General features: G+C 65.2%; 17 protein-coding genes. 11 read left to right on the forward strand and 6 right to left on the reverse strand.

Annotated features, from left to right (window positions below; translation table 11 throughout):
• The first annotated feature begins 16 nt into the window (after positions 1-16).
• Complete coding sequence (rsd, locus tag FHW81_RS08580) at positions 17-499, forward strand: sigma D regulator (RefSeq protein ID WP_003120370.1); 483 nt, start codon at positions 17-19, stop codon at positions 497-499.
• Positions 500-560: 61 nt separating this feature from the next.
• Here rsd and FHW81_RS08585 read toward each other — a convergent pair whose 3' ends face one another.
• A complete protein-coding gene (locus FHW81_RS08585; protein WP_003099229.1) occupies positions 561-1,190 on the reverse strand; it encodes an FKBP-type peptidyl-prolyl cis-trans isomerase in 630 nt (209 codons plus the stop codon).
• 125 nt (positions 1,191-1,315) lie between these two features.
• On the opposite strand from FHW81_RS08585, the gene algP reads away from it, so the two are divergent.
• Positions 1,316-2,398 (forward strand): alginate regulator AlgP, encoded by a 1,083-nt coding sequence (gene algP / locus FHW81_RS08590; protein ID WP_171893905.1) that lies wholly within the window; start codon positions 1,316-1,318, stop codon positions 2,396-2,398.
• On the opposite strand, the gene FHW81_RS08595 is transcribed toward algP, so the two are convergent.
• On the reverse strand, positions 2,395-2,874 hold the full coding sequence (locus FHW81_RS08595; protein WP_003099227.1) for a TIGR02444 family protein: 480 nt from the start codon (positions 2,872-2,874) through the stop codon (positions 2,395-2,397). The two genes, algP and FHW81_RS08595, sit on opposite strands and share 4 nt — an antisense overlap.
• Before the next feature lie 45 nt (positions 2,875-2,919).
• Here FHW81_RS08595 and FHW81_RS08600 point away from each other — a divergent pair, with 45 nt between their 5' ends.
• From FHW81_RS08600 to FHW81_RS08625, 6 genes are all read left to right on the forward strand, one after another.
• Complete coding sequence (locus FHW81_RS08600; RefSeq protein ID WP_003161181.1) at positions 2,920-4,836, forward strand: ATP-binding cassette domain-containing protein; 1,917 nt, start codon at positions 2,920-2,922, stop codon at positions 4,834-4,836.
• Positions 4,836-5,414, forward strand: coding sequence for a mechanosensitive ion channel family protein (locus FHW81_RS08605; RefSeq protein WP_003111256.1), 579 nt, complete (start codon positions 4,836-4,838; stop codon positions 5,412-5,414). The genes FHW81_RS08600 and FHW81_RS08605 overlap by 1 nt, the downstream gene beginning before the upstream one ends.
• A 6-nt stretch (positions 5,415-5,420) precedes the next feature.
• Positions 5,421-6,179 carry a TerC family protein gene (locus FHW81_RS08610; RefSeq protein WP_003099222.1) on the forward strand — a complete coding sequence of 253 codons (759 nt, stop codon included), beginning with the start codon at positions 5,421-5,423 and terminating at the stop codon, positions 6,177-6,179.
• A gap of 229 nt (positions 6,180-6,408) precedes the next feature.
• Complete coding sequence (locus FHW81_RS08615; RefSeq protein ID WP_003096365.1) at positions 6,409-7,038, forward strand: LysE family transporter; 630 nt, start codon at positions 6,409-6,411, stop codon at positions 7,036-7,038.
• Between the two features lie 104 nt (positions 7,039-7,142).
• Entirely contained in the window at positions 7,143-9,044 is a 1,902-nt protein-coding gene (locus tag FHW81_RS08620) for a cytochrome c/FTR1 family iron permease (protein ID WP_171893906.1), read from the forward strand.
• 66 nt (positions 9,045-9,110) lie between these two features.
• On the forward strand, positions 9,111-9,593 hold the full coding sequence (locus FHW81_RS08625; protein WP_003099218.1) for a YaiI/YqxD family protein: 483 nt from the start codon (positions 9,111-9,113) through the stop codon (positions 9,591-9,593).
• Here FHW81_RS08625 and FHW81_RS08630 read toward each other — a convergent pair.
• The 3 genes from FHW81_RS08630 to FHW81_RS08640 all read right to left on the reverse strand — a co-directional run bounded on the left by FHW81_RS08630 (position 9,578) and on the right by FHW81_RS08640 (position 11,570).
• Entirely contained in the window at positions 9,578-10,051 is a 474-nt protein-coding gene (locus FHW81_RS08630; protein ID WP_070698190.1) for a thioesterase family protein, read from the reverse strand. The genes FHW81_RS08625 and FHW81_RS08630 overlap by 16 nt on opposite strands.
• A gap of 95 nt (positions 10,052-10,146) precedes the next feature.
• Positions 10,147-10,815 (reverse strand): isoprenoid biosynthesis glyoxalase ElbB, encoded by a 669-nt coding sequence (gene elbB / locus FHW81_RS08635; protein ID WP_003099212.1) that lies wholly within the window; start codon positions 10,813-10,815, stop codon positions 10,147-10,149.
• 164 nt (positions 10,816-10,979) lie between these two features.
• Positions 10,980-11,570: a DedA family protein gene (locus tag FHW81_RS08640; RefSeq protein ID WP_003096354.1), complete on the reverse strand. Its 591-nt coding sequence runs from the start codon at positions 11,568-11,570 to the stop codon at positions 10,980-10,982.
• Positions 11,571-11,814: 244 nt separating this feature from the next.
• On the opposite strand from FHW81_RS08640, the gene hemB reads away from it, so the two are divergent.
• Together hemB and ppk1 are read left to right on the forward strand one after the other, a co-directional pair.
• Positions 11,815-12,828 (forward strand): porphobilinogen synthase, encoded by a 1,014-nt coding sequence (gene hemB / locus FHW81_RS08645; RefSeq protein WP_003096352.1) that lies wholly within the window; start codon positions 11,815-11,817, stop codon positions 12,826-12,828.
• Positions 12,829-12,845: 17 nt separating this feature from the next.
• Positions 12,846-15,056, forward strand: a complete 2,211-nt coding sequence (gene ppk1 / locus FHW81_RS08650) for a polyphosphate kinase 1 (protein ID WP_070698189.1) — start codon at positions 12,846-12,848, stop codon at positions 15,054-15,056.
• On the opposite strand, the gene ppx is transcribed toward ppk1, so the two are convergent.
• Positions 15,043-16,548 carry an exopolyphosphatase gene (gene ppx, locus FHW81_RS08655; protein ID WP_003114040.1) on the reverse strand — a complete coding sequence of 502 codons (1,506 nt, stop codon included), beginning with the start codon at positions 16,546-16,548 and terminating at the stop codon, positions 15,043-15,045. The genes ppk1 and ppx overlap by 14 nt on opposite strands.
• Before the next feature lie 198 nt (positions 16,549-16,746).
• On the opposite strand from ppx, the gene trxA reads away from it, so the two are divergent.
• A complete protein-coding gene (gene trxA / locus FHW81_RS08660; RefSeq protein WP_003096336.1) occupies positions 16,747-17,073 on the forward strand; it encodes a thioredoxin TrxA in 327 nt (108 codons plus the stop codon).
• Positions 17,074-17,209 lie beyond the last annotated feature (136 nt).

A 17,209-nucleotide genomic window follows, 5' to 3' on the forward strand; every position in this document is an offset into this window, starting at 1 on the left:
GGGAAGCGAGGACAACATGCTCGAAAGCTGCCGTAATGCCCAAGAGCGGTGGGGGGGTGTGCACCAACTGATCGATCGCTGGCTGCATGAGCGCCAGCAACTGGTGCAGGCCTTCGATGCCCTGAGCGGTATTCAGGCACCGGCGCCCAACGCCGAAGAACTCCAGCATTTCTGCCAATTGCTGCTGGACTACGTATCTGCCGGACACTTCGAGGTCTACGAGCAACTGACGGCGGAAGGCAAGGCCTTCGGCGATCAGCGTGGCCTGGAGCTGGCCAAGCAGATCTTCCCCCGGCTGGAAGCCATCACCGAATCCGCGCTGAACTTCAACGACCGCTGCGACAACGGCGATTGCCGTGAAGGAGCCTGCCTCATCGCGGAGCTGAAGGTCCTGCGGCAACAGTTGCACGAACGCTTCGAGCTGGAGGACTGCCTCATCGAAGTCCTGCACAACGCCCACAGCCAGAGCGGCGCAGAGGGTTCGGCAGTACCGGTCTGATTCACCGGCGAGTCGTTACGAAACGGCGCGTCTCCATGCGGGAGAGCGCCGTTTTTGCATTTCAGCGGAAGCCCAGCAGGTCGATCTCGAAGACCAGCGGAGCGTCGGGCGGGATCAGGTCGCCAGCGCCTTCGTGGCCATAGGCTTGCGCCGAAGGAATCACCACTCGCCAGCGCGCGCCGACAGGCATCGCTCGCAACGCTGTGCGCCATCCCTCTATCACACTGTCCAGGGCGAACCACTCGGCGCTTTCGCTCTGGTCGAACACTTGACCGTCGGCAAGCAGGCCGCGGTAACGGACGTGTACCTGGGTTGCCGCGCCGATGCCGTTACCTTGGCCACGACGTAATTCGCTGACGAGGACGCCGCCGGTCAATTCGCGGACGCCGAAGCGGGCTTTTTCGTTGGCCAGGAAGCGGGCCTCGGCGGGTGTGGTCCGCGGTGTTTCCGTCGTGGCGTTCTCGTGTTGCAGCAGAAGTTGTTCGATGCGTTCGGGGGGGATTTCAAGTGCCTCGCCGCGATAGGCCTGGCGCAGTCCGAGAAGTAGCTCGGATAGCTCTAGGCCGGGCATTTCCTGCTGTAGGCGCATGCCCAGGCGGGCGCCTACGGCATAGGCCAGTTCGTCCTTGGGAGGCGCGGCGAAAAGCGGCAGCGGCAGTAGAAAAAGACCGATGAAAAGGCGGCGCGGCATGCGGTTTCTCCAAACGAATCGGCGGGCAATCCTGGCGCACGTCGCTTGTAGCACATCGAACCCGTTGGCGAGAGGGGGTGTGCGGGTCTAGTATGGGCGCAACCACGTCCGCCTGGAGGCACGTCATGTCGGCCAACAAGAAGCCCGTCACCACCCCCTTGCACCTGTTGCAGCAACTTTCCCACAGCCTTGTCGAGCACCTGGAAGGTGCGTGCAAACAAGCGCTGGTCGATTCGGAAAAGCTCCTGGCCAAACTTGAAAAGCAACGTGGCAAAGCCCAGGAAAAACTGCACAAGGCTCGCACCAAGCTGCAGGATGCTGCCAAGGCCGGCAAGACCAAGGCACAGGCCAAGGCGCGCGAGACCATCAGCGACCTGGAAGAGGCGTTGGATACCCTGAAGGCCCGGCAGGCGGACACCCGTACCTACATCGTCGGCCTCAAGCGTGACGTACAGGAAAGCCTCAAGCTGGCGCAGGGTGTCGGCAAGGTGAAGGAAGCCGCTGGCAAGGCTCTGGAGAGCCGCAAGGCGAAACCCGCGACCAAACCTGCTGCGAAGGCGGCAGCCAAGCCTGCGGTGAAAACCGTAGCGGCGAAGCCTGCGGCCAAGCCGGCTGCGAAGCCTGCTGCGAAGCCTGCTGCGAAGCCTGCTGCGAAACCGGCGGCCAAGCCTGCGGCGAAAACCGCGGCAGCGAAGCCCGCAGCCAAGCCGACGGCGAAGCCTGCTGCGAAACCGGCGGCCAAGCCCGCGGCGAAAACCGCAGCCGCGAAGCCCGCAGCCAAGCCGGCGGCGAAGCCTGTGGCGAAACCGGCGGCCAAGCCTGCGGCGAAAACCGCAGCCGCGAAGCCCGCCGCCAAGCCGGCGGCGAAGCCTGTCGCGAAACCGACGGCCAAGCCCGCGGCGAAAACCGCAGCCGCGAAGCCCGCAGCCAAGCCAGCTGCGAAGCCTGCGGCGAAACCGGCGGCCAAGCCTGTGGCGAAACCCGCGGCCGCGAAGCCTGCAGCCAAGCCGGCTGCGAAGCCTGCGGCGAAACCGGCGGCCAAGCCTGCGGCGAAACCCGTAGCCGCGAAACCTGCCGCAGCCAAGCCCGCCACCGCTCCTGCTGCGAAGCCTGCGGCGACTCCCAGCGCCCCGGCAGCCGCCTCCAGCGCTGCTTCGGCAACGCCTGCCGCGGGCAGCAACGGCGCCGCCCCGACCAGCGCCTCCTAAGGCGCTGTCTGCAAAGCCGCCGAGCCAAGCACCAGCAAAGCCCGGCGCTCTGCTTCCGTGCAGATGTCCCGGCTGCAGGCTTGCAGCCAGGCATCCGCACTGCGATTCGCTTCCTGGCCCTCCAGCCAGGCTGTGGCCAGGTCGGCCAGGCGTTGCAGGTGTTCCCGTTCCGCTCGTAGTTCCTGGGCCTTCATTTCCTCGCGGAGTTCGGCCAGGCAGGCGTCGTGGGTTGCCGCTTCGCGCCAGGCGCAACGCAATCTGCGCAGGGGTTCGATGACCGTTTCGCGCCAGGGACGCGCGGCGTTCTCCAGGATCTGGGCGCGTTCTTTCGAGCAGCTCACACCGCGCCTGCCAAGCCAGGCGGCGACCAGCAACAGGCAGACGTCCGCACCTTGCTCCTGAAGCGCGAGGCAAGCCGTTTCCACGCCCGGCCGGGCATAGACGTCCACCGCGAATTTCCAGACATTTCCAGTCATACAGCCTCACGCTCCGCAAGGGCGAAACTGATAAACTCCGCCGCCATGATCCGACTCCTCAATCTTACGCTACAGCGCGGGCCGCAGCGCCTCCTGGAAGCTGCTGAACTGACCCTGCACGCCGGCCAGAAAGCCGGTCTCATCGGGGCCAATGGCGCTGGCAAGTCCAGCTTGTTCGCGCTGTTGCGCGGCCAGCTCGGGCAGGATGCCGGCGACTGCCTGTTGCCCGCCGACTGGCGCATCGCGCACATGCGCCAGGAGGTCGATACCCTGGATCGCCTGGCGGTGGATTACGTGCTCGACGGCGACAGTCGCCTGCGCGAGATCCAGGCGGCGCTGGCCGTCGCCGAAGCGGCGCACGACGGTTCTGCCCTGGCGCGCCTGCATACCGAGCTGGACAACGCCGACGGTTATACCGTCGATGCACGGGCGCGCAAGCTGCTGGCCGGGCTCGGCTTCAGCAGCGAGCAGATGGAGCGCCGGGTCGGTGATTTCTCCGGTGGTTGGAGGATGCGCCTGAACCTGGCGCAGGCGCTGATGTGCCCGTCCGACCTGCTGTTGCTCGACGAACCGACCAACCACCTCGACCTGGACGCCATCCTCTGGCTGGAAGAGTGGCTCAAGGGTTATCCCGGCACTCTGGTGCTGATCTCCCACGACCGCGACTTCCTCGATGCGGTGGTGGACCACGTGGTGCATCTGGAAAACCGCAAGCTGATCCTCTACCGCGGCGGCTATTCCGCTTTCGAGCGGACCCGCGCCGAGCGGCTGGCTCAGCAACAGCAGGCCTACGAGAAACAGCAGGCGCAGCGTGCGCACATGGAAAGCTTCATCGCCCGCTTCAAGGCCAAGGCCACCAAGGCGCGCCAGGCGCAGAGCCGGATCAAGGCGCTGGAGCGTCTAGAGGAACTGGCGCCGGCACATGTCGATTCGCCGTTCAATTTCAGTTTCCGCGAGTCGGACAAGATCTCCCGGCCGTTGCTGGATCTCGGCGAAGGCCGTCTCGGCTATGGCGACAAGGCGGTGCTGGAGAAGGTCAAGCTGCAACTGGTGCCCGGTGCGCGGATCGGCCTGCTCGGTCCCAACGGCGCCGGCAAGTCGACGCTGATCAAGACCCTGGCCGGGGACCTGCCCGAGCTGGGCGGCCGCCTGCTGCGCGGCGAGAACCTGGCCATCGGGTACTTCGCCCAGCACCAGCTCGATTCGCTGGATCCACAGGCCAGCCCGTTGCTACATCTGCAGCGTATCGCCCCCGGCGAGCGCGAACAGACCCTCAAGGACTTCCTCGGCGGCTTCGACTTCCGCGGCGTTCGGGTGGACGAGCCGGTATTGAACTTCTCCGGTGGCGAGAAAGCGCGCCTGGCCCTGGCGCTGATCGCCTGGCAGAAGCCCAACCTGCTGCTGCTCGACGAGCCGACCAACCACCTCGACCTGGAAATGCGCCTGGCCTTGACCATGGCTCTACAGGAGTTTTCCGGGGCGGTCCTGGTAGTTTCCCACGACCGGCACCTGCTCAAAAGCACCACCGATGAATTCCTCCTGGTCGCCGATGGGCGCGTGGTGCCGTTCGATGGCGATCTCGACGATTACGCCCGTTGGCTGGTCGACTATCGCGCGCGCAAGGCGCCGCAGGCCGAGACCGCGCCGGGTGCGCCGACCGAACGCACCGACAAGCGCGCCCAGCGCCAGGCAGCGGCCGCGCTGCGCCAGCAGCTGGCGCCGCACAAGCGCGAGGCCGACAAGCTGGAGCGCGAACTCGGCGGCCTGCACGAAAAGCTAGCCGCTATCGAGGCGCGGCTGGGCGACAGCGCCCTGTACGACGTATCGCGAAAGGACGAATTGCGCGAGTTGCTGTCCGAACAATCGAGCCTGAAGGTTCGCGAAGGCGAGCTGGAGGAACGTTGGCTGGAGGCCCTGGAAACCCTCGAAGCCCTGCAGAAAGAACTAGAGGCCAGTGAGTGATGGAAGACTTGCAGGTGTTGACGCAGACCTGGAGCGGGCCGCTGGTGGTGGCGCTGCAGATCCTGCTCATCCTGCTGGTCGCCTGGCTGCTACAGCGCCTGGTCCGACGCACGGTGACCCGTATCGGCGAGCGTTATCCGGTGCCGCCGGAGCTGCTCCTGCCGCTGCGTGGGGGCCTGCGCTGGCTGATCATGGTCAGCGCACTGATCATGGTGCTGGAGCGCCTGGGCGTGTCGGCCGAAGTGCTGTGGACCGCGCTGACCGGTTTCGCCGCGGTGGCGGCGGTAGCCTTCTTCGCCATCTGGAGCGTGCTCTCCAACCTGTTCTGTGCGTTGCTGATCTTCACCGTCGGGCCGTTCCGCATCGGCGACCGCGTGGAGCTGATCGATAGCGCCGACAAACCGGGCGTCACCGGACGCGTGGTTGCCATCAATCTCTTGTATACGACACTGGAAGAAACCCTCGAGGATGGCTCGCCGGGCCCGCTGCTGCAGGTTCCCAACAGCCTGTTCTTCCAGAAAGCCGTGCGTCGCTGGCGTGGGCCAGGTTTTTCAACTCCAACAAAAAACGGGAAATAACCATCTATGGAATGGCTCGCCAGTCCTGAAATCTGGGTCGCGTTCCTGACCCTGACCGCCCTGGAAATCGTCCTCGGCATCGACAACATCATCTTCATCTCGATCCTGGTCGGGCGCCTGCCGCCGGCCCAGCAACCGAAGGCGCGCTTCTTCGGCCTGGCCCTGGCCATGGGCACGCGGATCCTGCTGTTGCTCTCGATCACCTGGGTCATGCGCCTGACCACCGACCTGTTCCACCTGTTCGGCCAGGGCATCTCCGGGCGTGACCTGATCCTCTTCTTCGGCGGCCTGTTCCTGCTGTTCAAGAGCACCATGGAGATCTACCACAGCCTGGAAGGCGCGGAAGAAGAGCAGAAGAGCGGCGGCAAGGTCCACGGCTTCATGGGCATCATCGTCCAGATCGCGATCATCGACATCATCTTCTCCCTGGACTCGGTGATCACCGCCGTCGGTCTGGTGCAGAACGTGCCGGTGATGGTCGCGGCGATCGTCATCTCGGTCGGTGTGATGATGCTGGCGGCAGGCACCATCAGCGACTTCATCGAGAAACACCCCTCGCTGAAGATGCTCGCCCTGTCGTTCCTCATCGTGGTCGGCACCGTGCTGGTGGCCGAGTCCTTCGAAGTGCACGTGCCGAAAGGCTACGTCTACTTCGCCATGGCCTTCTCCCTGGCGGTGGAGGCGCTGAACATCCGCTTGCGCGGAGCCCTGGCGCGCAAGCGCGGCGAGGAGCCAGTGAAGCTGCGCAAGGGTTCGCCGGACTGAGAGCGTTCGGAGCCAGGGCGAATAGCCGCATCGCGGTGGTCCGCCCAACATGGCTGAGCGCGTATCCTCGGGAAAGCCCGGCATCTGCCGGGTTTTTTCTGTCCGCCAGGTTGCGCCCGCAAAGGTTGGGCGAGGCGCGTGGTCGGAAAACCTGTGCGGCTGCTCCGCCTTGGTGCACACTGGCTTTTTCGTTCCCGCCGCCAGCCGCGTTCGCTTTCCGAGGTGTGCAATGCTCGTCAGTACCTGGTTCGCCTTCTTCCTCGCCTGCTGGGCCATCAGCCTGTCGCCGGGCGCCGGAGCCATCGCCTCGATGTCCTGCGGGTTGCAGTACGGCTTTGCGCGAGGCTACTGGAACGCGCTGGGCCTGCAGATCGGCCTGGCCCTGCAGATCGCCATCGTCGCCGCCGGCGTCGGTGCGTTGCTGGCGACCTCGGCACTGGCTTTCAGCCTGATCAAGTGGTTCGGCGTGGCCTACCTGGTGTACCTGGCGGTGCGCCAGTGGCAGGCGCCGCCACAGGCCTTGAGCACCGATGGCGAACGGCCTCTGGGGCGACCGTTGACCCTGGTGCTGCGTGGTTTCCTGGTCAACGCCAGCAATCCCAAGGCGGTGATCTTCATGCTCGCGGTGCTGCCGCAGTTCATTGACCCGCACCAGCCGCTGCTGGCGCAATACCTGATCATGGGCGGCACCATGATCGTCGTCGACCTGATCGTCATGGCCGGCTACACCGGGCTGGCTGCGCGCGTGCTACGCGTACTGCGTTCGCCGCGCCAGCAGAAGCTGGTGAACCGTACCTTCGCCAGCCTGTTCGTCGGTGCCGCGGGGCTGCTGGCGACGGTACGCCGAGCGCCGCTCTGAGCCGCCCGACACGCTGATGGGCGTGATTGTTACAGAGTATTTCTTGCATGGGCGGGAAGGCGAAGGGACAATTTAATCTCTTCCATTCTCACTTCGTCTTCGCTATGCACCCTCCGAAAATCCTGCTGTGGCTGCTGCCGCTGGTCTGCGCGTTCAGCCTTGGAGCTCTAGCCGACACGGCCGTCGACCCCTCCCAAGCCTTGCATCTGTTGAGTTACCTGGCGGCCGACTATCCGCCGACCGTGGCTGACGGCAAGATCGTCGACCCCAGCGAATACCAGGAACAGGTGGAGTTCGTCGGCAACCTGCAGGCATTGGTCCTGACCCTGCCGATGCGCCCCGAGCGCGCCGAGCTGGAGAGGGGCGTCGCCAGCCTGCGCCAGGCCATCGAGCAGCGCTTGCCGGGAAGGGACGTGGCCCTCCAGGCGCGCAACCTCGAGGCACGGGTGGCGGATATCTACCAGGTGGTGCAGACCCCCGCGATCACCCCCGACCCGAGCCGCGCGGCGCCGATCTATGCCCAGCAGTGCGCGATCTGCCATGGCGATGCGGGCAAGGGCGACGGCCCCGCCGGCATCGGCCTGGAACCGCCGCCAGCGAACCTCACCGATCGCCAGCGCCTCAACCACCTGAGCCTCTACGACCTGCGTAACGTCATCGGCCTGGGCGTGGCCGGCACCGACATGCCGGCGTTCGCCGACCAGCTCGACGAACGCCAGCGCTGGGACCTGGCCAGCTATGTGGCCGGCCTGAGCGCCGGCAGTGCGCAGCCGGACAAGGCCCATGCCTACCCGCTGGCGACCCTGGCCACGCAGACTCCGGCCGAAGTCGCCGAGTACGACGGCGAGGCCGCTGCGGAGAGCTTCCGCGCCCTGCGTGCGCATCCGCCGCTGGAGCAGCGCGGTCCTGGGCAGTTGATCGACTATACCGCCGCCACCCTGGACAAGAGCTTCGCGGTCTATCGCGAAGGCGACCGCGACCAGGCCTACGACCTGTCGGTGGCGGCCTACCTGGAAGGCTTCGAGCTGGTGGAAAGCTCGCTGGACAACGTCGACGCCGATTTGCGCCGCTCCACCGAGAAGCAGCTGATGGCCTACCGCCAGGCGTTGCGCGATGGCCTCCCGGAAATCCAGGTGGCGCAACAGCTGGAGCTGGCCAAGGGCAAGCTGGCAGAGGCCGCCAAGCAGCTTGGCGGCGACTCGCTGAGTTTCTCCATCAGTTTCGTTTCCGCCTTGTTGATCCTGTTGCGCGAAGGGGTAGAGGCAATCCTGGTGCTTGCCGCCATCCTCGCCTTCCTGCGCAATACCGGGCAGGAAAGTGCCGTGCGTGGCGTGCACGTCGGCTGGGGGCTGGCCTTCGTCGCCGGCTTCGCCACCTGGGCGTTGGCCGCCTATGTGATCGATATCGGCGGTGCCCAGCGCGAGCTGATGGAGGGCTTCACCTCTCTGTTCGCCTGCATGATGGTGCTCTGGCTCGGCGTCTGGATGCACGACCGCCGCCACGCGGCAGCCTGGCAGGACTACATCCGCAGCAGCCTGGTGGGCGGTGGCGGACGCTTCGGCTTCGCAGTGCTGGCGTTCTTCTCGGTCTACCGCGAGTTGTTCGAGGTCATCCTGTTCTACGAAACCCTCTGGTTGCAGGCCGGACCGGCCGGGCACAATGCCGTGATCGGCGGCGCGGCGACCGCCGTGGTCCTGCTGATCGGCCTGGCCTGGGTGATCCTGCGTGGTTCGGCGAAACTGCCGCTGGGGTTGTTCTTCAGCATCAACGCGGCGTTGCTCTGTGCGCTCTCGGTGGTGTTCGCCGGACATGGCGTCATCGCCTTGCAGGAAGCCGGGGTGATCGGCACCCGTCCGGTGCCGTTCTTCGACTTCGACTGGCTGGGGATCAAGGCTGACGCCTATTCGCTGTCGGCCCAGGCCATGGCAATGGTGGCCATCGCGCTGCTCTACGGACGTAGCCGGATCGTCGAGCGCCGGCGTGCGGCGGCCAACGCCGCCGACTGAGCGGGTTCGCGCAACCACGACGGCCAGTGCGATACTGGCCGTCGTCATTTCTACGGAAGTCCGTTCATGCGTATCTGGATCGATGCCGACGCCTGCCCCAAGGCGGCCAAGGAACTGGTCTGCAAGTTCGCCCTCAAGCGCAAGCTGGAAGTCTGGATGGTCGCCGGCCAGCCGCAGGTCAAGCCGCCGTTCGCCTGCGTGCGTCTGGTGGTGGTGGAAAGCGGGATGGATGCGGCTGACGATTACCTGGTGGAGCAGGCCGAGCCGGGCGACCTGGCGATCTGCAGCGACGTACCGCTGGCCGATCGGCTGATCAAGAAACAGGTTGCCGCCCTCGATCCTCGCGGCCGCGAGTTCGACGCGCGGAACATGGGCGATAAGCTGGCCATGCGCAACCTGATGGCCGACCTGCGTGACCAGGGGCAGATGGGCGGCGGCCAGGCGCCCTACGGTGAGCGTGACCGCCAGGCGTTCGCCAACGCCCTGGACCGCTTGCTTACCCGCCTGCAGCGGGAAGCCGATCTACGCGCGAGTCAGCCGCACAGATAGGTACCGGTACCGACGGCGACCAGCGTGCCGTCGTCGCTATGCAGTTCCGAGCGCACCACTGCGACCTTGTTGCCCGAGAGAAGCGGCACCGCATGGGCGGTGAACGTCCGGCCGCGTCCCGGGCGCAGGTAGTCGACGCGCAAGTCGATGGTGCCGAGCTTCGACAGCCGCGCCATGCGCTCGTGGCCTGGCAGTTCGCGATGCCGTTCGAGGGCGCCGATCAGGGCCATCGCTCCGCCGGTGACGTCGAGCAGGCTGGAGATCACCCCGCCGTGGAGAATGCCCTGAACGAAGTTGCCGATCAGTTCGTCCTTCATCGGCAGGTCGAGGACTACCCGCTCGCGGCCGAGGCTCACCACGCGGATGCCGAGCATGCGGTTGAAGGGGATGCGCTGGAAGAAATCCGCCACCAGTTGGTGGACGTCGTCAGGCAGGGCGGAGGAGGGCGTTTCGCTCATCGCGGCGTCTCGATTCGATGGTTTCGAGACGCACGCTGGCGTAGCGGCACGGATTTGAAAAGGGCGGCGGCGCGACCGCCCTCGTGCTTGGCCGATCAGGCCTTGTCCTGGTCCACCAGTTCGAGCACCCGGTCGACCAGCTTGTTGATCCCGGAAGCGGCTTCGGCGATCGACTGGGCGAGCATGTAGGCCGGGGTGGTCACCAGCTTGCGCGCGCTGTCTTCGACGATCTCGTCCACCGGCGCGTCGATGTGCTCGGCACCCATCTGCTTCAGCGCGTCGGCGGTGTCGGCGTCGTTGCCGATGGTGCATTGGACGCCGGCGCCGTAGATCTTCGCCGCCATCGCCGGAGCGATGCAGATCAGCCCGACTGGCTTGCCGGCTTCGGCGAAAGCCTTGGCCAGCGCCAGCACGTCCGGCTGCACCTGGCATTGCGCGCCGTTGATGGCAAAGTCGCTGAGGTTCTTCGCAGCGCCGAAGCCACCGGGCACGATCAGCGCGTCGTAGTCCTCGGCGCGGGCTTCGCGCAGGTCCTTGACTTCGCCGCGGGCGATACGCGCGGACTCGACCAGGACATTGCGGCTTTCCGGCATTTCCTCGCCGGTCAGGTGGTTGACCACATGGTGCTGGGCGATGTTCGGCGCGAAGCATTGTGCCTCGGCGCCGCGCTGGCTGAGGCGGAGCAGGGTGATCACGCTTTCGTGGATTTCCGCGCCATCGTAGACGCCACAACCGGAGAGGATGACGGCAACTTTCTTGTGCATGAGGCTTACTCCTTGGGAACGCAGGATCCGGACCGGACGGGCCTGGCCGGGGTCGGTATCGCGCAAGCATAGCGAGCCGCCGGCCCCGGCGGCCAGCCGGAGCGGAGGGTACAAGCAGTTGGAGTGTGCGAAGGGGCCGGCTGTTCAGTCGCGCCGGCGCGGGTTCACTCGGATTTGTCGGCGTTGCCGCCCGCGCCGTTGCCGCGCGGTGTCTTGAAACGCCGCCATAGCCAGAGCAGCAGGCCCAGCACGATCAGGCCGCCGAGGACCATGAGTTCGTATTTCTTGATGTTGCCGAGCATGCCTTCCAGTACGCTGCCGAAATAGTAGGCGGCGGAGCCCAGCGCGGCGGCCCAGACGATGGCGCCGATGCCGTTGAGAAGAAGATAGCGGGCCGGTGGATAGCCGGACAGGCCGATGGCCACCGGCATCACCGTACGCAGGCCATAGACGAAGCGGAAACTCAGCACCCACAGGTCGGGATGGCGGCGCACATGGTCCAGCGCCTTGTCGCCGAGCTTCTGCCAGCGCGGCTTGCGCGCCAGCAACCGGCGGCCGTGGCGGCGGCCGAGGAAGTACCAGAGTTGGTCACCGGCGTAGCTGCCGAGGAAGGCGGTGAGAATCACGGTATCCAGCTGCATGTAGCCGCGGAAGGCAAGGAACCCGGCCAGCACGAGAATGGTTTCGCCCTCGAAGAAAGTACCGAGAAAAAGGGCGAAATAGCCGAAGTCCTGCAGGAATTGTTGGAGCATCATCGGGGCAGCGAAGCGAAATGAACGCGCAGCCTAACTCGGTTGAGGGCGTGGGGAAAGCGCGATCGTCACGGCCCAGGTCATTGATTGTGCAATGAATGGCCTTTGCCGCTGGCTTTTTGCGATGATTGGCGGTGCGGCAGGATGCCGCGACCTTGAGTCACTGTCGTCGCTTGTTGCCAATCCGTCATAATCAGGGACTATAACTGTCACACTGTGCCCGTTATCTGGGCCCTGGAGTAAAACCGTGAGCTTCACTCCCGCCAACCGCGCCTATCCCTACACCCGCCTGCGGCGCAATCGCCGCGATGACTTCTCCCGCCGCCTGGTCCGCGAGAATGTCCTCACCGTCGACGACCTGATCCTGCCGGTGTTCGTCCTCGATGGGGTCAACCAGCGTGAAAGCATTCCGTCGATGCCCGGCGTCGAGCGCCTGTCCATCGACCAGTTGCTGATCGAGGCGGAAGAGTGGGTGGCCCTGGGCATTCCGGCGCTGGCGCTGTTCCCGGTGACCCCGGTGGAGAAGAAGTCCCTGGACGCCGCCGAGGCATACAACCCGGAAGGCATCGCCCAGCGCGCCACCCGCGCCCTGCGCGAGCGCTTTCCGGAGCTGGGCATCATCACCGACGTGGCGCTCGACCCGTTCACCACCCATGGCCAGGACGGCATCCTGGATGACGATGGCTACGTCCTCAACGACGTCAGCATCGACGTGCTGGTACGGCAGGCGCTGTCCCACGCCGAGGCAGGCGCCCAGGTGGTAGCGCCCTCGGACATGATGGACGGTCGCATCGGTGCGATCCGCGAGGCCCTGGAGTCTGCCGGCCACACCAATGTGCGGATCATGGCCTACTCGGCCAAGTACGCCAGCGCCTACTACGGTCCGTTCCGCGATGCGGTCGGCTCGGCTTCGAACCTCGGCAAGGGCAACAAGGCCACCTACCAGATGGATCCGGCGAACAGCGACGAGGCACTTCACGAAGTGGCCGCCGACCTGGCCGAAGGCGCCGACATGGTGATGGTCAAGCCGGGCATGCCCTACCTCGACATCGTGCGTCGGGTGAAGGATGAATTCCGCGCCCCGACCTTTGTCTACCAGGTCAGCGGCGAGTATGCGATGCACATGGGCGCCATCCAGAACGGCTGGCTGGCCGAATCGGTGATCCTCGAGTCCCTTACCGCCTTCAAACGTGCCGGCGCTGATGGCATTCTGACCTACTTCGCCAAGCAGGCCGCAGAACAATTAAGACGGGGGCGTTGACCCCCTCGGGAAGATGAATGAATACGCAGCAAGGACTTGATGAGATCGAACGTATCGCCGCCGACGAAACCGTAGTGGCGAACGTGGAAAGCGAAGCAGAAGTGAAGATGGCCGAAACGATCCCGGTGGAAACGCCACCTGCGGTGGTTCCCAGCGTGGATGACAGCAGCCTGTACATTCATCGCGAGCTCTCCCAGTTGCAGTTCAACATCCGCGTGCTGGAGCAGGCGCTGGACGAGTCCTACCCGCTCCTGGAGCGGCTGAAGTTCCTCCTCATCTTCTCGAGCAACCTCGACGAATTCTTCGAGATCCGCATCGCCGGCCTGAAGAAGCAGATCACCTTCGCCCGCGAGCAGGCCGGCGCCGACGGCCTGCTGCCGCACCAGGCACTGGCGCGGATCAGCGAGCTGGTCCACGAGCAGGTGTCGCGGCAGTACCGGATCCTCAACGAGACCCTGTTGCCGGAGCTGGCCAAGCACCAGATCCGCTTCATCCGCCGGCGTCACTGGACGCTGAAGATCAAGACCTGGGTGCGGCGCTTCTTCCGCGACGAGATCGCGCCGATCATCACCCCGATCGGCCTCGACCCGACCCACCCGTTCCCGCTGCTGGTGAACAAGAGCCTCAACTTCATCGTCGAGCTGGAGGGGATGGATGCCTTCGGCCGCGACTCCGGCCTGGCGATCATCCCGGCGCCGCGCCTGCTGCCACGGATCATCAGGCTGCCGGAAGACGTTGGCGGCGATGGCGACAACTACGTGTTCCTGTCGTCGATGATCCACGCCCACGCCGACGACCTGTTCCCCGGCATGAAGGTGAAGGGCTGCTACCAGTTCCGCCTGACCCGCAACGCCGACCTGTCGGTGGACACCGAGGATGTCGAGGACCTGGCCCGCGCGCTGCGCGGCGAGCTGTTCTCGCGTCGCTACGGGGATGCGGTACGCCTGGAGGTGGTGGATACCTGCCCGCAGAACCTGACCAACTACCTGCTCAAGCAGTTCGGCCTGTCCGAAAGCGAGTTGTACAAGGTCAGCGGCCCGGTCAACCTGACCCGCCTGTTCAGCGTCACCGGCCTGGAAAGCCATCCGGAGCTGCAGTACCCGCCCTTCACCCCGGCGATCCCGCGTCTTTTGCAGAAGAAGGAAAACCTCTTCAACGTCCTCAGCAAGCTCGACGTGTTGCTGATGCACCCGTTCGAATCCTTCACCCCGGTGATCGACCTGCTGCGCCAGGCCGCCAAGGATCCGAACGTGCTGGCGATCAAGCAGACCCTGTACCGCAGCGGTGCCAACTCTGAGATCGTCGACGCCCTGGTCGAGGCGGCACGCAACGGCAAGGAGGTCACCGCGGTGATCGAGCTGCGCGCCCGCTTCGACGAAGAGTCCAACCTGCAACTGGCCAGCCGCCTGCAACAGGCCGGCGCGGTGGTGATCTACGGCGTGGTCGGCTTCAAGACCCACGCCAAGATGATGCTGATCCTCCGTCGCGAGGACGGCGAACTGCGCCGCTACGCGCACCTGGGCACCGGCAACTACCATGCCGGCAACGCTCGCCTGTACACCGACTACAGCCTGCTGACCGCCGACGTGGCGCTCTGCGAGGACCTGCACAAGCTGTTCAACCAACTGATCGGGATGGGCAAGACGCTGCGCATGAAGAAGCTGTTGCATGCGCCGTTCACCCTGAAGAAGAACCTGCTGGAAATGATCAACCGCGAGGCGGCCCAGGCGGCGCTCGGCCAGCCTGCGCACATCATGGCCAAGGTCAACTCGCTGACCGATCCGAAGGTCATCCGCGCCCTGTACAAGGCCAGCCAGGCCGGGGTCAGGATCGACCTAGTGGTGCGTGGCATGTGCTGCCTGCGGCCGGGCATCCCGGGGGTCTCGCACAATATCCACGTGCGCTCGATTATCGGGCGCTTCCTCGAGCACAGCCGCATCTACTACTTCCTCAACGGCGGCGACGAGAAGCTCTATCTCTCCAGCGCCGACTGGATGGAGCGCAACCTCGACATGCGCGTCGAGACCTGCTTCCCGGTGGAAGGCAAGAAGCTGGTGCAGCGGGTTAAGAAGGAACTGGAAACGTACCTGACCGACAACACCCAGGCCTGGGTGTTGCAGGCCGACGGTAGCTACCAGCGGCTCAGTCCCACCGGTAACCAGAACCCCCGCAATACCCAGGCGACCCTGCTGGAGAAGCTGGCCGCGCCGGTGCTTACCGCACGTTGAGGCTGTAGCCGACCCGCTTGAGCCATTCGGCTTCCTGGGCGAAGTCGGCCTGGGTCAGCGGGTTGGCTTCCAGCCAGCCCTCGGGGAAGGTCACCGAAAGGCTCTTGGGCTCTGCCTTCAGACGCACCGAGGGCATTTCCTGGGTGCCGCGAATGTGGTGGAAGAGGATCGCGAAGCGCAGCACGATGCACAGGCGTACCAGCTTGTCGCCTTCCTCGGCGAACTCCGCCAGCTTGTCCGCCGGAATGTTGCGGCGGTGGCCGCGTACCAGTAGCGACAGCATCTGCTGGTCCTGGCGCGAGAAGCCAGCCAGGTCGGAGTGCTCGATCAGGTAGGCGCCGTGCTTGTGGTAGTGGTAATGGGCGATGTCCAGGCCGATCTCGTGGACCCGTGCGCCCCAGCTCAGCAGGTCGCGGTGCAGTTCGCCGTTCAGCTCCCAGGCGTCGCCGACTTCGGCAAGCACCTTGAGGGCCTTGGCCTCCACCCGCGAAGCCTGCTCCGGATCGACGTGGTAGCGCTGCATCAGCGAGCTGATGGTGCGTTCGCGCACGTCCTCGTGCTGGTGACGGCCGACCAGGTCGTAGAGAACGCCTTCGCGCAGGGCGCCCTCGGAGTGAACCATCTGTTCCAGTTCCAGCGCGTCGAAGATCGCTTCGAGAATGGCCAGTCCGGCCGGGAAGATGGTCCGGCGGTCCGGCTTGATCCCTTCCAGATCGAGCTTCTCCACGTCGCCGAGCTTGAGCACCTTGCGCTTCAGCCAGGCCAGTCCGTCCGGGCTGATCTCGCCGTTGCCGTGGCCGCCGGCCTTGATCGCCAGCGCCACTGCGCGGATGGTGCCGGAGGCGCCGACCGCCTGTTGCCAGCCGAGGCGCCGCAGGCTGTTCTCGATGCCCATCAGTTCCAGGCGTGCAGCAGTGTACGCCTGGGCGTAGCGGGCCGGGGTGATCTTGCCGTCGCGGAAGTAGCGTTGGGTGTAGCTGACGCAACCCATCTGCAGGCTTTCCCGCAGCTCGGACTCGAAACCCTGGCCGATGATGAACTCGGTGCTGCCGCCGCCGATGTCGCTGACCAGCCGGCGACCGCCGCTGTCGGGCATGCTGTTGGCGACGCCGAGGTAGATCAGGCGGGCTTCCTCGCGGCCGGAGATGACTTCCACGGGATGGCCGAGAACCTCTTCCGCACGACGGATGAAATCGCTGCGGTTGCGCGCCTCGCGCAAGGCGTTGGTCGCGACCACGCGTACGGAACCCTGGGGCATGCCGCTGATGAACTGGGCGAAGCGGCGCAGGCAGTCGAGGCCGCGCTGGGTGGCCTCTTCGCTGAGATTGCGCTCCTCGTCGAGGCCGGCGGCCAGTTGGACCTTCTCGCCCAGCCGTTCGAGGATGCGGACTTCGCCGTGGATATTGGCCTTGGCCAGACAGAGGTGGAAACTGTTGGAGCCCAGGTCCAGGGCGGCAATCAGCGGGAATGCCTCGGCAGGTTTTTGCGGCATGCTTTGCAAGTCCATTGGAAAACTGCGCCATCCTGCCACGATAGGGCGAGGGTCGCCAATGCGGCAGCCGATCAATCGGGAATCAGCCGACCAACGATAGAGACTCTCAATCGGCTGCGCCTTCCGGCGAGGGTCAAGGCGGGATATGATGGTCGGCACTTTCGCGTTTCAATTCGCGTCCGACTACGGAGAGATTTCATGAGCGAACATATCGTCAACGTTACTGATGCCAGCTTCGAGCAGGACGTGCTGAAGGCCGACGGCCCTGTGCTGGTGGACTACTGGGCCGAGTGGTGCGGTCCGTGCAAGATGATCGCGCCGGTGCTGGACGAAGTCGCCAGGGACTATCAGGGCAAGCTGAAGGTCTGCAAGCTGAACATCGACGAGAACCAGGATACCCCGCCGAAATACGGCGTGCGTGGCATCCCTACCCTGATGCTGTTCAAGGACGGCAATGTCGAGGCGACCAAGGTCGGCGCACTGTCCAAGTCGCAGCTGGCGGCCTTCCTCGACGCCAATATCTGAGCCGGGCCCAGGCCTCGCTGGAAAGCCCCGCGATTCGCGGGGCTTTTTTTTGCGTTTCTATAGACGCCACGCGGCCACGGTGTTAAATTCGGGTTCGCGACGTTTTTTCCGTCGCCTTCTGCATGCCGTCCCGGAC

This window comes from Pseudomonas sp. RC10-4-2, assembly GCF_050433085.1.
Taxonomy (GTDB): Bacteria; Pseudomonadota; Gammaproteobacteria; order Pseudomonadales; family Pseudomonadaceae; genus Pseudomonas; species Pseudomonas aeruginosa.

Bases quoted from the DNA above. Each gene is read 5' to 3' on its own strand.
- rsd (WP_003120370.1), top strand. From the start codon at position 17: ATGCTCGAAAGCTGCCGTAATGCCCAAGAGCGGTGGGGGGGTGTGCAC.
- FHW81_RS08585 (WP_003099229.1), bottom strand. From the start codon at position 1,190: ATGCCGCGCCGCCTTTTCATCGGTCTTTTTCTACTGCCGCTGCCGCTT.
- algP (WP_171893905.1), top strand. From the start codon at position 1,316: ATGTCGGCCAACAAGAAGCCCGTCACCACCCCCTTGCACCTGTTGCAG.
- FHW81_RS08595 (WP_003099227.1), bottom strand. From the start codon at position 2,874: ATGACTGGAAATGTCTGGAAATTCGCGGTGGACGTCTATGCCCGGCCG.
- FHW81_RS08600 (WP_003161181.1), top strand. From the start codon at position 2,920: ATGATCCGACTCCTCAATCTTACGCTACAGCGCGGGCCGCAGCGCCTC.
- FHW81_RS08605 (WP_003111256.1), top strand. From the start codon at position 4,836: ATGGAAGACTTGCAGGTGTTGACGCAGACCTGGAGCGGGCCGCTGGTG.
- FHW81_RS08610 (WP_003099222.1), top strand. From the start codon at position 5,421: ATGGAATGGCTCGCCAGTCCTGAAATCTGGGTCGCGTTCCTGACCCTG.
- FHW81_RS08615 (WP_003096365.1), top strand. From the start codon at position 6,409: ATGCTCGTCAGTACCTGGTTCGCCTTCTTCCTCGCCTGCTGGGCCATC.
- FHW81_RS08620 (WP_171893906.1), top strand. From the start codon at position 7,143: ATGCACCCTCCGAAAATCCTGCTGTGGCTGCTGCCGCTGGTCTGCGCG.
- FHW81_RS08625 (WP_003099218.1), top strand. From the start codon at position 9,111: ATGCGTATCTGGATCGATGCCGACGCCTGCCCCAAGGCGGCCAAGGAA.
- FHW81_RS08630 (WP_070698190.1), bottom strand. From the start codon at position 10,051: ATGAGCGAAACGCCCTCCTCCGCCCTGCCTGACGACGTCCACCAACTG.
- elbB (WP_003099212.1), bottom strand. From the start codon at position 10,815: ATGCACAAGAAAGTTGCCGTCATCCTCTCCGGTTGTGGCGTCTACGAT.
- FHW81_RS08640 (WP_003096354.1), bottom strand. From the start codon at position 11,570: ATGATGCTCCAACAATTCCTGCAGGACTTCGGCTATTTCGCCCTTTTT.
- ppk1 (WP_070698189.1), top strand. From the start codon at position 12,846: ATGAATACGCAGCAAGGACTTGATGAGATCGAACGTATCGCCGCCGAC.
- ppx (WP_003114040.1), bottom strand. From the start codon at position 16,548: ATGCCGCAAAAACCTGCCGAGGCATTCCCGCTGATTGCCGCCCTGGAC.
- trxA (WP_003096336.1), top strand. From the start codon at position 16,747: ATGAGCGAACATATCGTCAACGTTACTGATGCCAGCTTCGAGCAGGAC.